The following is a 14,359-nucleotide window of genomic DNA, read 5'->3' as shown; positions in this document are numbered from 1 at the left end:
GCTTTGTCGCTGGCAGAATCTGCGTTCGACGCGATGGCCCTGCTGAGCAAGACCTAAGCAACAAAGCCGATCCACTGTGGGAGCTGTCGAGCTTTAGCGAGGCTGCGAAAGCGGTGGGTCAGGCACCTTATATCTCGCCTGTACCGCCGCCTTCGCAGCCTCGCTGGGGCTCGACAGCTCCCACATTTGAGCTTTGTCGCTGGCAAAATCTGCGTTCGACGCGATGGCCCTGCTGACCAAGACCTAAGCAACAAAGCCGATCCACTGTGGGAGCGTTGGTGATTTCAGTATCAAGCCCGCTCAGCTCACACGCGTCATTCTTCCTTGCGGTGCGCCCACTGGTACAGCGCCGGCAGCACCAGCAAGGTCAGCAACGTAGAGGAAATAATTCCGCCGATCACCACCGTCGCCAGCGGCCGCTGCACTTCGGCGCCGGTGCCGGTGGCGAGTGCCATGGGGATAAATCCAAGTGACGCTACCAGCGCCGTCATCAACACCGGGCGCAAGCGCGTCAGCGCGCCTTCGTTGACCGCCAGCGCTAACGAGCGGCCTTCTTCACGCAGGTTGCGGATAAAGGCAATCATCACCAGGCCGTTCAGCACCGCCACACCGGACAACGCGATAAAGCCCACGCCTGCCGAGATCGATAGCGGAATATCGCGCAGCCACAGCGCCATGATGCCACCGGTCAAGGCGAACGGAATCCCGGTAAACACCAGTAAGCCGTCCTTGAGGTTGTTGAACATCATAAACAGCAACCCGAACACCAGCAGCAACGCCACCGGCACTACGATGCGCAAACGTTCGGAGGCTTCCTTCAACTGTTCGAACTGGCCACCCCAGGTGGTCCAGTAACCGGCAGGCACCTTCACCTGGGTGCTGATGGCCGTCTCGGCCTCTTCGACAAACGAGCCGATATCACGCCCGCGCACGTTGGCGCTGACAATTACCAGACGCTTGCCATTCTCGCGGCTGATCTGGTTCGGACCGAGCACCAGGTCCAGGCTGGCGACCTGAGACAACGCAATAAATCCCAACTGCCCCGCCGCACTGCCGGCCAACGCCGGCACCGGAATCAACAGCCGCGACAAGCCTTCGATATCGGTGCGCAACGCGTCGGATAACCGCACCACCATGTCAAAACGCCGGTCGCCTTCGTACAACGTACCGGCCTGGCGCCCACCCACGGCCACGGCAATGGTGTCCTGCACATCACCCACGTTCAGGCCAAAACGTGCGGCCTTGTCACGGTCGATATTGATCGTCAGCACCGGCAGGCCGGAGGTCTGCTCCACCTTCACCTCCGAGGCACCATCAAGCTTTTGCAAGGTCTCGGCGATTTCCCCGGCGGTCTTGTTGAGCACCGCCATGTCATCGCCAAATACTTTCACCGCCACATCGCTGCGCACCCCGGAAATCAGCTCGTTGAACCGCAGCTGAATCGGTTGCGACAGTTCATACGCACTGCCCGGCACAATCGCACTGGCGCGCTGGATATCGGCAATCAGCGCCTCGCGGGACTTCTTCGGGTCTGGCCATTGGTCCTTCGGTTTAAGCATCACGTAGCTGTCGGAAATGTTCGGCGGCATCGGGTCGGAAGCGATTTCCGCCGTGCCCGTGCGCGCAAACACGCGCTCGATTTCCGGCACTTGGGCGATCAGTATTTTTTCCAGCTGCTGCTGCATCTGCACCGATTGCGACAGGCTGGTGCCGGGTACGCGCAAAGCCTGTTGGGCGAAGTCGCCTTCACTGAGGCTGGGGATAAACTCGCTGCCCATGCGACTCGCTACCGCGCCCGAGGCGACGATGGTCAACACCGCCAAACCGAACACCAATGAACGGCGCGTCATGACCCAATCCAGCACCGGCGCATAGACCCGACGCGCAGTGCGCATCACCAGGTTTTCTTCTTCCTTGACCTTGCCGGTCACGAACAGCGCAATCGCGGCGGGCACGAACGTCACCGACAGAATCATCGCGCCCAGCAGCGCAATCACCACGGTAAACGCCATGGGATGGAACATCTTCCCGGCCACGCCAGTGAGGGCGAAAATCGGCAGGTAAACCACCATGATGATCAACTGCCCGAAGATCAGCGCACGCCGTGCTTCCTTGGCCGCCGCGAACACTTCATGCAGGCGCTCGCTGCGCGTCAATAACCGCCCATGTCGCTGCTGCGCATGGGCCAGACGGCGGATCGCGTTTTCGACGATCACCACCGCGCCGTCGACGATAATGCCGAAGTCCAGCGCGCCGAGGCTCATCAGGTTGGCGCTGACTTTGTTGGTGAACATGCCGGTAAAGGTGAACAACATTGCCAGCGGAATCACCATCGCCGTGATCAGCGCCGCGCGGATATTGCCCAGGAACAGAAACAACACCGCGACCACCAACAGCGCGCCTTCGAAGAGGTTTTTCTTCACGGTGGCGATGGCTTTTTCCACCAGGTTGGTGCGGTCGTAGACCGTCACGGCGACCACGCCGGCGGGCAGCGAACGGTTGATTTCCTCGAGTTTCTTCGCCACCGCCTGGGACACGGTGCGGCTGTTTTCGCCGATCAACATGAACACCGTGCCCAGCACCACTTCACGGCCGTTTTCGGTGGCCGCGCCGGTGCGCAACTCGCGGCCGATTTCGACTTGCGCCACATTGCGCACGCGGATCGGCGTGCCGTCCGAGGTCGTGATCACAATGTTGGCAATATCATCAATCGACGCCACCTGACCCGGCGCACGGATCAGCAATTGCTCGCCACTGCGCTCGATGTAACCGGCACCGACGTTGGCATTGTTGCGCTCCAGCGCCGTGACCAGATCACCCAAGGTCAGGTTGTAGGCCGCCAGGCGCTTGGGGTCCGGGGCTATCTGGTATTCCTTGGCGAAACCACCGATGGTGTTGATCTCGGCCACGCCCGGCACATTGCGCAGTTGCGGCTTGATGATCCAGTCCTGGATCACGCGCAGGTCGGTCGGCGTGTAGGGCGTGCCGTCATCCTTGCGCGCGCCGTCTTCGGCCTCGACGGTCCACAGGAAAATTTCGCCAAGGCCGGTGGAGATCGGCCCCATCGCGGTTTCGATGCCCAACGGCAGTTGCCCGCGTGCCACTTGCAGGCGCTCATTGACCAATTGCCGGGCGAAAAACAGGTCGGTGCCGTCTTTGAAAATCACCGTCACCTGGGACAACCCCGAACGCGACAGCGAACGCGTCTGCTGCAAACCCGGCAGCCCGGCCATGGCGGTTTCAATCGGAAAGGTAATGCGCTGCTCGGTTTCCAGCGGCGAAAAACCGGCCGCCGCCGAGTTAATCTGCACTTGCACGTTGGTAATGTCAGGCACCGCGTCGATGGGCAACTTCTGATAGCTGGCGATGCCGACACCGGCCATCAACAGCACCGCCAGCAGCACAATGATGCGCTGCTCGATGGCGAATTGGATAAGGCGCTCAAACATGGGGAATCACTCGCAGGATCAATGGGCGTGCTCGGCCGAGCCTTTACCCAGTTCGGACTTGAGGATGAAGCTGCCGACAGTGGCCACCTGCGCCCCGGCCTCAAGGCCCTGGCGCACTTCGACGTAGCCGTTTTCGCTCACACCGAGTTCGAGGTGACGGGTGATAAAGCCTTGCGCAGTGCGCACAAACACTGAGGGTTTGTCCTCGACGGTCTGGATCGCGGTTTCTGGCACGGTGACCTTGGCCTGGTAGGTATCGGTGGCCAATTGCACCGTCACAAACAGGCCCGGGCGCCAGGCGTCATCGGGGTTGGGCACGGTCACGCGCACGGTGGCAGTACGCGTCTGCTCGCCAAGCAGGTTGCCCACATAGGCCACGGTGCCCTGCACCTGCGTGCCCATTTCCGTGGAGGTGACCTTCACCGGTTTGCCGACCCGCACCTTGTTCAAATCCTTGGGAAACACACCGAAGGTGATCCACACCTGGGACAGGTCCGAGAGCGTGAAGGCGTTGCTGGTCTCGCCGACCACCTCGCCGACGCCGAGGTGTTTTTCCACCACTACGCCGGCGAACGGCGCACGCAGTTCATAACGATTGCCGCCGACCAGGACCGCGCTGCCGCTGAGGGCAGTCATCTTCTGGCGCGCATTGTTCAGGGCGATTTCGGCCTCTTGCAAGGTCTGACGCGCCAGCAGGTAATCCTGTTCGGCGGAGATTTCGTCTTTCCACAATTGGCGCTCGCGTTGGAACGTAGTGCGCGCCAATTCGACCCGGCGCTCGCTGGCCGCCAGCTCGCTGCGCTGGTCGGAAATCTGCTGACTGGAGATGACCGCCAACAGCTCGCCTTTCTTCACCGATTGGCCAAGGTTGACCTTCACCGCCTCCACCACACCGGCCGCACGCGGGACGATGTGCGAGGTACGGTCCTCGTCGAAACGCACTTCCCCCGGCAGCGTCAGCACTGTACTGATCGAGCGCGGTTGCGCCTGGGCGAGTTGGATACCGGCGGCCTGGATCTGCTGTTCAGTGAGTTCAAGCGCGCCTTCTTCTTCATCGGCGACGGCAAAGCCAGACAGCATCAGGCCCAGGGCGACGGCCAGCGCCACGCCATGTTTATGTTTCATAGAGGACTCCAGAAAAAATCAAAACCGGGCGAGGTCGCCGTAAATTCGTTCGATGCGCACCCAGGCATCGGTGGCCTGAGCGGTCGCCGTGAGGTATTGGGTGCGTGCGGCGATCAAGGTGCGCTGGGCGTCGAGCACGTCGAGGAAGTTGAACTTGCCCATCTCGAAGCCACGGGTGGCGCTGTCCACCGCGCTTTGGGCGGCGGGCAGGATCTGTTGGTTGAAGGCGCGCACTTCGGTATCGGCGGTTTGCCACAGGTCCAGGGCCTGGCGGGTCTCGGTGCGCAGGCGCAGTTCGACAGCGTTACGCAGGTCGCGGGCCTGGTCGGCGCGGCGGCTGGCGGCAAGCACATTGCCCTGGTTACGGTTGAACAACGGGATCGGCATGGACACACCCACCACGTTCACACGTTCACGCACGCTGGCGTCGTACTGGCTGCCAATCGACACATCGAGGTCGGGAATCCGCTGGGCTTTTTCCAGGCCCACGCTGGCCTCACTTTGCTGGATGTGCAGTTCGGCCAGGCGCAACTCGGTGGTTTGCTCCAGGCGCGCCAGCAAGGGTGCGGAGGGCGGCAACGGTGGTGCGGATTGGCTTTGCGTGGCGACCGCCTGGAAGTCAGGGGTGGCGCTGCCGGTGCTGGCGGCGAGGCGGCGGTAGGCATCCGTGAGGCCGATCTGTGCGCGGTTGAGTTCCAGGCGGATCTCCGACAACTGCACCTGGGCGCGAGTGGCTTCTACCGGCGACGATTTGCCGGCTTTGACGCGGCCATTGGCGACCATCAGGCCGCGCTCGGCCAAGGCCATTGAGCGTTGCGCCAGGTCGAGGCGCTCCTGGGCACGCAGGGCGCCGTAGTAGCTGTCGATCACATCGGCGCGCAGGCCATTGCGCCGCTGCTCAAGGGTCAACGCGGCGGCATCCTGAGCGCGTGTTGCCACATCAATGCGCGCACCGCGTTTGCCGCCCAGTTCCAGGGTCTGGCTGAGTTTGATGGTGGTGGTGCGCGAGTTGCGGCGGGTGTCTTCGGCATCCCAGGAAGCCACTGGGTTGGGGATCAAGCCCGCCTGCTGGCGGCCGCCTTGGGCAATGTCGATTTCCCATTGCGCGGCGGCCAGGTCGGGGTTGTTGGCGAAGGCGGTTTGCAGGGCTGAATCAAGAGTCAGGGTTTGCGCCTGGGCAGCGTTCGCCGCTACCCACAACGCTGCGCCCCCCAAAAATGTTCTAAACGAAAGTGCCATAACGAGAGTTCCACGCCCATGAATTCGCTGAGGTTTACCAGCGGGGGCAATGTAGCTTTCGCGACTTATCAGAGCGGTGGAGCAAAGATTACAAATCCGAAAGACACAGCCTCAAGCGTGCACCTCGTCAGGGTCGTCGTGATGAAAACCTTCGCCTTCGACCTGCAAGGTGACGTGGGAAATATCGAACTGTTCGTGCAGCAACTCCGTCACCCGCGTGAGGATTTGTTGCTCAGTGCCTTGGGACGGATCCGCGACCAAATGCGTGCTGAGCACATTCTTGCCGCTGGTCAGCGCCCAGATATGCAGGTCGTGTACGTCCTTGACTCCAGGCACGCTGCGAATGGCCTGCTCAACCTGATCGATATCCATGCCGTCCGGCACGCCTTGCAGCAGTACGTTCATGCTTTCCTTGAGCAGCGTCCAGGTGCGTGGCAACACCCAGAAACCAATCGCCGCCGCCACCACGGAGTCGACCCAGCCCCAGCCGGTAAACATGATGACCACCGCCGCGATGATCACGCCGATAGAACCGAGCATGTCGCTCCAGACTTCCAGATAAGCGCCCTTCACATTCAGGCTTTCACCGCTGGCAGCACTGAGCAGGCGCATGGAGATCAGGTTGACGATCAGCCCCAGCACCGCAATCACCAGCATGCCGGTGGACTGGATTTCGGCTGGCGCCTGCAGTCGTTGATAAGCCTCGTAAAGGATGTAAAACGCCACGGCGAACAGCAGCAGCGCATTAAAGGCCGCCGCCAGGATTTCGAAACGCGCATAACCAAAAGTGCGCTTGCGGTCGGCCGCACGCTTGGCGACCTGAATGGCCACCAGGGAAATCGCCAGGGCCAGGGCGTCGGTCATCATGTGCGCGGCGTCGGACAACAACGCCAGGCTGCCGGTGACAAAAGCGCCAATAACCTCGGCAATCATGAAGCTGCCGGTCAGCCCCAGGGCCATCCATAACTTGCGTTCGTGCCCGGCGCGTACTTGGGCGTGGCTGTGTCCTGCGCTCATGGCATGTCCTCGTGGTGTGTAGTCCGTTGATCATAGAGCTATAGGCAAAATTCCCGCGCATACCTTGCAAACTTGTCACTCGCCCGCCAGCTCATCGTTAGATTGAGCGCACCAAAATCGCCCATGCATGCGCTGCGGCATTTCTATCAGGTATGCTTTTCGAGCAGGAAACAAAAAGAAACAAATTAGCCAACCTGTTCGATAAGGAGTCCCGTTTTGGAGTTATCGACTGCCGCGTGGATGGTTCACGACACCCGCCTCATGTTTTGTGTTCTGCTGGCCATCGCCAGCATCATTGTGTTGATCAGCGCCACCAAGCTGCCGCCGTTCCTGTCGATCCTGATCGGTACGTTCATCGCCGGTGTGGGCGCCGGGCTGCCGCCGGAAGAAGTCGCCAAAGCCTTCAGCAAAGGCGCCGGGGCGATCCTCGGTGAAGCCGGGATCATCATCGCCCTGGGCTCGATGCTCGGCGCGCTGATGGCCGAATCCGGCGCGGCCGACCGCATCGCCACCACTTTGCTCGGGTTGGGCAAAGGCAAGTCACTGCCGTGGGTGATGGCGCTGGTGGCCATGGTGATTGGATTGCCGCTGTTCTTCGAAGTCGGCCTGGTGATGATGGTGCCGATTATCTTCGTGATGGCTAAACGTTCGAACCAGCCATTGCTGAAAATTGCCATCCCGGCGCTGGCGGGCATGACCACCCTGCACGCCCTGATGCCACCGCATCCGGGGCCGTTGATTGCGGTGGGCGCGTTGCACGCCGACCTGGGCCTGACCATGCTGCTGGGCTTCTGCCTGGCGGTGCCGGCAGTGATTCTCGCTGGCCCGCTCTATGGCAACTGGCTGTCCAAGCGCCTGCACGTGGATGAGCCGGCCGACATCGGCGCGCTGTTCAGCGCACCGCCCAAGGCGCCACGCCAGCCGAGCTTCGGTGTGTCGCTGCTGATCATTTTGTTGCCGGTGATTTTAATGCTCGGCAGCACCTTGGCCAAAGTCGCGTTGCCAGCCGAAAGCACCGTCGGCCTGACCTTGAAGTTCCTCGGTGAACCGCTGATTGCCCTCGGCCTGGCCGTGATCGCTGCCGTCATCTGCCTGGGCTGGGCCGCCGGCATGCCGCGTGCCGAAGTCGGCAACACCCTGCGCAAAGCCCTCGCGCCCATCGCCGTATTACTGCTGACCATCGGCGCCGGCGGCGGCCTCAAGCAAACCCTGCTCGACGCCGGCGTCAGCCAGACCATCAGCAAGGTCGCCGAAGGCGCGCACATGCCGTATCTCTTGCTGGCCTGGCTGATCGCCGTGGCCCTGCGCCAGGCCACCGGCTCGGCGACAGTTGCTACCACCACTACGGCGGGCATCCTCGCGCCGATGATGGCCGGGCTGGCCGCGACCCAGAGTTCCTTGGTTGCACTGGCGATTGGCGCGGGCTCGGTGTTCTTCTGCCACGTCAACGACGCCGGGTTCTGGATGGTGCGTGAGTACTTTGGTTTGCAACTGAAACAGACGATTTGGGTGTGGTCGGTGTTGCAGACGATTGTTTCGGTGGTCGGGCTGGTCGGTACGCTGCTGCTCTGGCACTTTTTGACCTGACTCTCAGGCGGCCAAGGTGTGGCGCTTGCCAAACAGCGCCACACTCGCCACGCCCACCGCGCCCATCACCACGCAATACCCCACGCAAATCCACGGGCTGGTCGGCATCAACGCGATCAGCAACAGTGGCGTTGTACTCGCCCACAACGCATAGGCAATGTTGTAGGTAAACGAAATCCCCGACACCCGCACCTGCGCCGGGAACAGACCGACCATCACCGACGGCACCGCGCCTACCACGCCGCAACTCAAGCCCGCCACGGCATACGCCGCGCCCAGCCACACGCCGCCACTGATCAGGCTGGCATACAGCACCGCAATGCCCACCGGCAGCAACAGGCTGTAGACCAGCACTGCGCGCCAGGCGCCGATGCGGTCGACCAGCAAACCGGCGAGTACGCAGCCGATATTGAGGAAGACGATCCCCAGCGCACTTAGGGCGAAGGTGTGGCTGGGGCTCATGCCAAAGGTTTTTTGCATCATGGTGGGCGTGATGACCACCAACACCACGACTGCCGAGGTCAGGACACAGGTGAGGATCATTGCCGGCAGCAATACAGCGCGATGGTCGCGCAGGACGGTGCGCAACGGCATTTCAGCGGCGGCCTGGCGGCGAGCCTGCATTTCGAGGAACACCGGGGTTTCGCTGAGCCAGCGGCGCAGCCACACGCCGATCACACCGAACACGCCGCCGAGCAGGAACGGGAAGCGCCAGGCGTAGTCGAGGATTTCAGCGGGGGTGAAGATTTGCGCCAGCAAGGTGGCCGTGAGTGCGCCGAGCAGGTAGCCGAAGGTCAGCCCCGCTTGCAGGAAGCCCAGCGCGTAGCCTCGGTGGTGGCGCGGTGCGTGTTCGGCGACGAAGGTCCAGGCACTCGGCACTTCGCCGCCCACTGCGGCGCCTTGCAGCACGCGCAGGGCCAACAGAATCAGCGGGGCGAAATAACCGATTTGCGCGTAGGTGGGCATGATCCCGATCAGCAGGCACGGCAAGGCCATCATCAGGATGCTCAGGCTGAACACGCGTTTGCGCCCCAGGTGATCGGCGAAGTGCGCCATCAGAATGCCGCCCAGCGGGCGCGCCAGGTAACCGGTGACGAAGATGCCGAAGCTTTGCAGCAGGCGCAGCCATTCGGGCATTTCCGGCGGGAAGAACAATTGGCTGAGGGTCAGCGCAAAGAACACGAAGATAATGAAGTCGTAGATTTCCAGCGCGCCGCCGAGGGCGGCCAGGCCCAGGGTTTTGTAGTCGGAAGGGGAAAAACGCTGCGCCCGTGGGGAAAAGGTGGCAGTCATGTAAAGGCTCGGCAGACAAACAAAATGGCGTGCAGGTTATGAGCTGCGCCCAGTGATGGCAATCGCGACAGATATATTTGTTTTCCTCATGGATCGATGAAGATAACTGCATTCCCATATCAATGCCCGTAGCGGAACATGCCGTAAAACTGCCAACACCCATAATAAATACAAGAGGAAAGACTCGTGGCCGATGCTATCGAAGAAAGCCGCTATGCCCGATTTGCCCTGCGCTGTTCCAACTTCGCCGAACGCTGGTTTCCGGATTCCTGGGTGTTTGCCGCACTGGCGGTGATCATTGTTGCCGTGGCGACCCTGGGCATGGGTGCCGCGCCGACCGAAGCCGCCAAGGCCTTTGGCGACGGGTTCTGGAGCCTGATCCCGTTCACCATGCAGATGGCCTTTGTGGTGATCGGCGGGTATGTGGTGGCCAGTTCGCCTCCCGCCGTAAAGCTGATCGACCGTCTGGCACGTGTCCCCAAGAATGGCCGCTCGGCCGTGGCGTGGGTCGCGTTGATTTCCATGGTCGCCTCTTTGCTTAACTGGGGCTTGTCCCTGGTGTTCGGCGGTTTGCTGGTGCGCGCACTGGCCCGTCGCACGGATTTGCGCATGGATTACCGCGCCGCCGGGGCTGCGGCTTATTTGGGTTTGGGCGCCGTGTGGGCATTGGGGCTGTCGTCGTCGGCGGCGCAGTTGCAGGCCAACCCGGCCAGTTTGCCGCCGTCGATCCTGTCGATCACCGGGATGATCCCGTTCACCGAGACCATCTTCCTGTGGCAATCGGGCGTGTTGTTACTGGCGCTGATCGTGGTGTCGCTGATCATCGCCTATGCCACCGCACCCGGCCCCAATAGTGCGCGTGATGCCAAGGCCTGTGGTGTCGACCCGGCCTTCAATATGCCCAAACCACAACCGCCGACGCGTCCGGGCGAATGGCTGGAACACAGCCCGCTGCTGACCATCCTGCTGGCCTTGCTGGCGGCTGGCTGGTTGTTCCATGAGTTCTCGACCAAACCTGCGATCAGCGCGATTTCGGGGCTTAACACCTATAACTTCCTGTTCATCATGGTCGGTGCGCTGCTGCACTGGCGTCCGCGCAGCTTCCTGGATGCGGTGGCGCGTGCCGTGCCGACCACCACGGGCGTGCTGATCCAGTTTCCGTTGTATGGCTCGATCGCCGCGTTGATGACCGTGGTGAAAGGCGGTGACGGCCAGACCCTGGCGCACCATATCTCGTTGTTCTTCACCTCCATCGCCTCCCACGACACTTACGCGCTGTTAATGGGCGTGTACTCGGCGGTGCTGGGCTTCTTTATCCCGTCGGGCGGTGGCAAGTGGATTATTGAAGCGCCTTACGTGATGCAAGTGGCCAATGACCTGCAATACCACCTGGGCTGGGCGGTGCAGATCTATAACGCGGCTGAGGCACTGCCGAACTTGATCAACCCGTTTTATATGCTGCCGCTGCTGGGCGTGCTGGGGCTGAAGGCACGGGATCTGATCGGGTTTTCGTTTGTGCAGTTGCTGGTGCACACGCCGCTGGTGTTGTTTCTGTTGTGGGCGCTGGGGACGACGTTGAAGTATTTGCCGCCGGTGATGCCTTAAACGACCCTGACTGCGCTTGTTGCACAGGCGCAGTCAGGCTGGAACCACAGGAAGGCGATGCAATAGATCAGGCAACGCCTCCTGGATCGTGTCCCAAACCACATCGAGGTTGATATCGAAATAACCGTGGGCAATCCGGTTGCGCATCCCGCGCATGCTACGCCAAGGGATCTGCGGGTGACTCGCAGCGAAATCTGGATGCTGATCCATGATTTTTGTTGATGCCTCACCAATGATGATCAGACTCATGACAACTGCTTGTTGAGTACGTCTGTCTTCCAGAAACTCTTCTTTGTTCAAGCCGTCAACAAATGTGATCGCATCAGCGGTGGCTTGCCTTATGTGATCCAAATAGTCCCCGAGGCGATTTACTGTCATACCGGGCGTGCCTCAGCCAACACTTTTGCGCGAAACTTCAGTGGTAAATCGCCAGGCGTCAGCAGGTCCACATTGACCCCGAGCAGATCCTCCAGCTCTACCTGCAATCCACCAAGATCAAAAAGCGTGGTCCCCGGCGGAGCATCTACCAGCAGATCAAGGTCGCTACCTTCTTGATCGGTACCCAGCAAGACAGACCCAAACACCCTTGGATTTGAGATACGGAAACGCCCCACCACCTCTCTGACGGCGGCCCGTTTTAGATCAAGGGCGATTGAAGGTTTCACGGTTCACCTCGGTGGCATCCATTATTGACGCAGTTTAGCAGTGCCAGGGTGTGTGTATACATGCCCGATTTCTTACATCAACCTCGTCATTGCGTCACATTGCATTGCTAATTCCCTGGCCAGATGTATCGGGCTTTCCCACTTATTGCAGTGACAGCCTCTGACTTCCCTCCCTCGCGCCTTTGATTAACCTGCCTTGGATTACCACCCACAAACGCCAAGGAAAATCCGATGACGCCCCTGTCCAAATCACTGGAAGAGTTGATCAATGATATTTACAAGGACGACCACGTGTCGTTCGTCGAGTACACGGCTCTGCGAGACGATGCCGATCGGCGTATGGCTGCCGTCGTCAATGAGTTTGGCCTGCACAATAACGTCACAGCCTTCCAAAAAGTGATGGACGTGGCCATGCAGCTTTTGCAAACCACGGTCATCGATGCAAAAAAAGCCAAGCTGACCGACACGGGTGAGGCCATCGTCAAGGATGCGTTGACGGCTCAAGTGGAGTACTTGCGCGCAGGCAGCCAACTGGCACTGCACTTGCTGTGACCACCCTTTAGCTTTCTAACCGCTGTCTTCGTTCCGTCACATTGCATTGCTACCGTCCTGCGAAATATCTTGCAACAATCAGCCAGCAGGAACGCCCAGCAATGAGTGACGAGCACGAAGACCGCCCTTCTCCCGATTCCGTAACCCAACCGCCCGTGGACACCAGCCGTCGGCGTTTCCTCGGGGGCGCGGCGGTGCTGGGGGTTGGTGCGACCTTGAGTGCTTGCGGCAATACCAGCGAGCCTGCGGGCAAGCCAGAGGTGCGGCCGCTTACACCGCAAGAGCTGGACAAGGCCTTGCACGAGCAGGTGAAGACAGTCGTGGTGATCTACGCCGAGAACCGCAGTTTCAATAACCTGTTCGCAGACTTCCCTGGCGTGGAGAAACCACTGTCGGCGCTCTCCGCAGCCGACGTGCAGCAACGTGACCGTGATGGCAGCCTGCTTAGCACCCTGCCACCGGCCTGGGGCGGCGTGTTGCAAGTCGGCCCGCAAAGTGTGGACGGGGTGACTTACCCCAGCGAAGTGCAATTCCAGGAAAACCTGCCCAACGCGCCATTCGCCCTCAAAGGCCCGAATGCCGAGGACCTGCCTTTGAGCCTGGTCACTCGTGATTTGTGGCATGTGTTCTACCAGAACCAGATGCAGATCAACGGCGGCAAGAACGACAACTTTGTCGCCTGGGCCGATTCCGGTGGCCTGGTGATGGGGTACTACGCCCAGAGTCGATATTCCCTGCGCTTGTGGGACGTGGCCAAGGAGTTTGTGCTGTGCGACAACTTCTTCCAGGGCGCTTTCGGTGGCTCGTTCCTCAACCACCAGTACCTGATCAGCGCCACCGCGCCGTTTTATCCGAATGCCGCACAATCGGTGGCCAAGGCGCAAATAGCCACGCTGCAAAGCGATAACCCCACCGACCCGCGCCTCAAGCCGCTGGACAAGTCCCCGGCCAGCGCCATGACCGGCCCGCCGCAGTTCGGCCCCAGTGCCTTGACGCCGGACGGTTACGGCGTGAACACCCTGGCACCGCCATACTGGCCGACCTGGATCCGCGACCCGCAAAACCCGGACTACTCCAAACCCGATCTGCCCAACGTGCTGGTGCCGCAAACCCACGAACACATTGGCGACAAACTGTCGAAAAAGAACGTTGACTGGGCCTGGTACGCCGGTGCCTGGCAGGCGACCCTGGACCAGTTCAAGGACTCGGGCGGCATCCCGAAGATTCCGAACTTCCAGTACCACCACCAGCCGTTCAACTACTTCAAGCAACAAGGCCCGCAAAACCGTGCTGAGCGCGACAAACGCTTGCGTGACGGCGGTTTGGGCGATGATTCCGGCACCAACAAGTTCTTCGCCGATGCCCAGGCCGGCAAGCTGCCCGCCGTGACGTTCTACAAGCCCCAGGGCAACCTGAACATGCACGCCGGCTACGCCGATGTGGCCTCGGGCGACCGCCATATCGCCCGCGCCTTGAAAGTGCTGCAAGAAAGCCCGCAGTGGAAAAACATGGTGGTGGTGGTCACTGTCGATGAAAACGGCGGCTGGTGGGACCACGTGGCACCGCCCAAAGGCGATCGCTGGGGCCCGGGCACGCGGGTTCCGGCGTTGGTGGTGTCGCCGTTTGCACGCAAAGGCACGGTGGACCATACGGTTTACGACACCGCGTCGATCCTGCGTTTGATCACCCGCGTGTTCCAGTTGGAGACACTGGACGGCCTCAAGCAGCGCGATGACGCGATGATCGCCCGCGGCCAGAAGCCCATGGGCGATTTGAGCAACGCCTTGCAGTTCAACCGGTAGGTTTTCTTATCCAATAGCGACATGC

The 14,359-nt window shown here is 60.9% G+C and carries 11 protein-coding genes; 4 read left to right on the top strand and 7 right to left on the bottom strand.

The window, feature by feature from the left end:
* Positions 1-314 precede the first annotated feature (314 nt).
* From HU759_RS04430 to HU759_RS04415, 4 genes are all read right to left on the bottom strand, one after another.
* Positions 315-3,449, bottom strand: a complete 3,135-nt coding sequence (locus tag HU759_RS04430; RefSeq protein ID WP_017134519.1) for a CusA/CzcA family heavy metal efflux RND transporter — start codon at positions 3,447-3,449, stop codon at positions 315-317.
* A gap of 18 nt (positions 3,450-3,467) precedes the next feature.
* Positions 3,468-4,574 carry an efflux RND transporter periplasmic adaptor subunit gene (locus HU759_RS04425; protein WP_186618438.1) on the bottom strand — a complete coding sequence of 369 codons (1,107 nt, stop codon included), beginning with the start codon at positions 4,572-4,574 and terminating at the stop codon, positions 3,468-3,470.
* A gap of 18 nt (positions 4,575-4,592) precedes the next feature.
* Complete coding sequence (locus HU759_RS04420; RefSeq protein ID WP_177033739.1) at positions 4,593-5,813, bottom strand: TolC family protein; 1,221 nt, start codon at positions 5,811-5,813, stop codon at positions 4,593-4,595.
* A 111-nt stretch (positions 5,814-5,924) separates the two neighbouring features.
* Positions 5,925-6,830, bottom strand: a complete 906-nt coding sequence (locus HU759_RS04415) for a cation diffusion facilitator family transporter (RefSeq protein ID WP_017134522.1) — start codon at positions 6,828-6,830, stop codon at positions 5,925-5,927.
* Between the two features lie 216 nt (positions 6,831-7,046).
* Between HU759_RS04415 and HU759_RS04410 the strand changes: the two genes are divergently transcribed.
* A complete protein-coding gene (locus HU759_RS04410) occupies positions 7,047-8,417 on the top strand; it encodes a gluconate:H+ symporter (protein WP_056859179.1) in 1,371 nt (456 codons plus the stop codon).
* Positions 8,418-8,420: 3 nt separating this feature from the next.
* Here the strand turns inward: HU759_RS04410 and HU759_RS04405 are convergent, their stop codons facing one another.
* Positions 8,421-9,710 carry an MFS transporter gene (locus tag HU759_RS04405; protein WP_170036117.1) on the bottom strand — a complete coding sequence of 430 codons (1,290 nt, stop codon included), beginning with the start codon at positions 9,708-9,710 and terminating at the stop codon, positions 8,421-8,423.
* A gap of 186 nt (positions 9,711-9,896) precedes the next feature.
* Here HU759_RS04405 and HU759_RS04400 point away from each other — a divergent pair, with 186 nt between their 5' ends.
* Complete coding sequence (locus HU759_RS04400; RefSeq protein WP_099549200.1) at positions 9,897-11,315, top strand: TIGR00366 family protein; 1,419 nt, start codon at positions 9,897-9,899, stop codon at positions 11,313-11,315.
* 33 nt (positions 11,316-11,348) lie between these two features.
* Here HU759_RS04400 and HU759_RS04395 read toward each other — a convergent pair whose 3' ends face one another.
* Positions 11,349-11,693 carry a DUF86 domain-containing protein gene (locus HU759_RS04395; RefSeq protein ID WP_138453168.1) on the bottom strand — a complete coding sequence of 115 codons (345 nt, stop codon included), beginning with the start codon at positions 11,691-11,693 and terminating at the stop codon, positions 11,349-11,351.
* The gene (locus HU759_RS04390; protein ID WP_017134527.1) at positions 11,690-11,980 is read right to left on the bottom strand and encodes a nucleotidyltransferase; all 291 of its coding nucleotides are present in this window, start codon (positions 11,978-11,980) and stop codon (positions 11,690-11,692) included. Before HU759_RS04390 ends, HU759_RS04395 begins: the two co-directional genes overlap by 4 nt.
* A 231-nt stretch (positions 11,981-12,211) precedes the next feature.
* Here HU759_RS04390 and HU759_RS04385 point away from each other — a divergent pair, with 231 nt between their 5' ends.
* Both HU759_RS04385 and acpA read left to right on the top strand, forming a co-directional pair.
* On the top strand, positions 12,212-12,532 hold the full coding sequence (locus HU759_RS04385; protein ID WP_017134528.1) for a hypothetical protein: 321 nt from the start codon (positions 12,212-12,214) through the stop codon (positions 12,530-12,532).
* 101 nt (positions 12,533-12,633) lie between these two features.
* Positions 12,634-14,334, top strand: a complete 1,701-nt coding sequence (gene acpA / locus HU759_RS04380; RefSeq protein WP_170036115.1) for an acid phosphatase — start codon at positions 12,634-12,636, stop codon at positions 14,332-14,334.
* The last annotated feature ends 25 nt before the right edge of the window (positions 14,335-14,359 follow it).

The sequence above is a fragment of the Pseudomonas sp. OE 28.3 genome (assembly GCF_014268205.2).
Classification (GTDB): domain Bacteria; phylum Pseudomonadota; class Gammaproteobacteria; order Pseudomonadales; family Pseudomonadaceae; genus Aquipseudomonas; species Aquipseudomonas edaphica.
This window is presented reverse-complemented; position numbering and strand designations above follow the sequence as displayed.

Excerpts from the sequence above, each read along its gene's own strand:
- HU759_RS04430 (WP_017134519.1), bottom strand. The coding sequence starts at position 3,449 with ATGTTTGAGCGCCTTATCCAATTCGCCATCGAGCAGCGCATCATTGTG.
- HU759_RS04425 (WP_186618438.1), bottom strand. The coding sequence starts at position 4,574 with ATGAAACATAAACATGGCGTGGCGCTGGCCGTCGCCCTGGGCCTGATG.
- HU759_RS04420 (WP_177033739.1), bottom strand. The coding sequence starts at position 5,813 with ATGGCACTTTCGTTTAGAACATTTTTGGGGGGCGCAGCGTTGTGGGTA.
- HU759_RS04415 (WP_017134522.1), bottom strand. The coding sequence starts at position 6,830 with ATGAGCGCAGGACACAGCCACGCCCAAGTACGCGCCGGGCACGAACGC.
- HU759_RS04405 (WP_170036117.1), bottom strand. The coding sequence starts at position 9,710 with ATGACTGCCACCTTTTCCCCACGGGCGCAGCGTTTTTCCCCTTCCGAC.
- HU759_RS04395 (WP_138453168.1), bottom strand. The coding sequence starts at position 11,693 with ATGACAGTAAATCGCCTCGGGGACTATTTGGATCACATAAGGCAAGCC.
- HU759_RS04385 (WP_017134528.1), top strand. The coding sequence starts at position 12,212 with ATGACGCCCCTGTCCAAATCACTGGAAGAGTTGATCAATGATATTTAC.
- acpA (WP_170036115.1), top strand. The coding sequence starts at position 12,634 with ATGAGTGACGAGCACGAAGACCGCCCTTCTCCCGATTCCGTAACCCAA.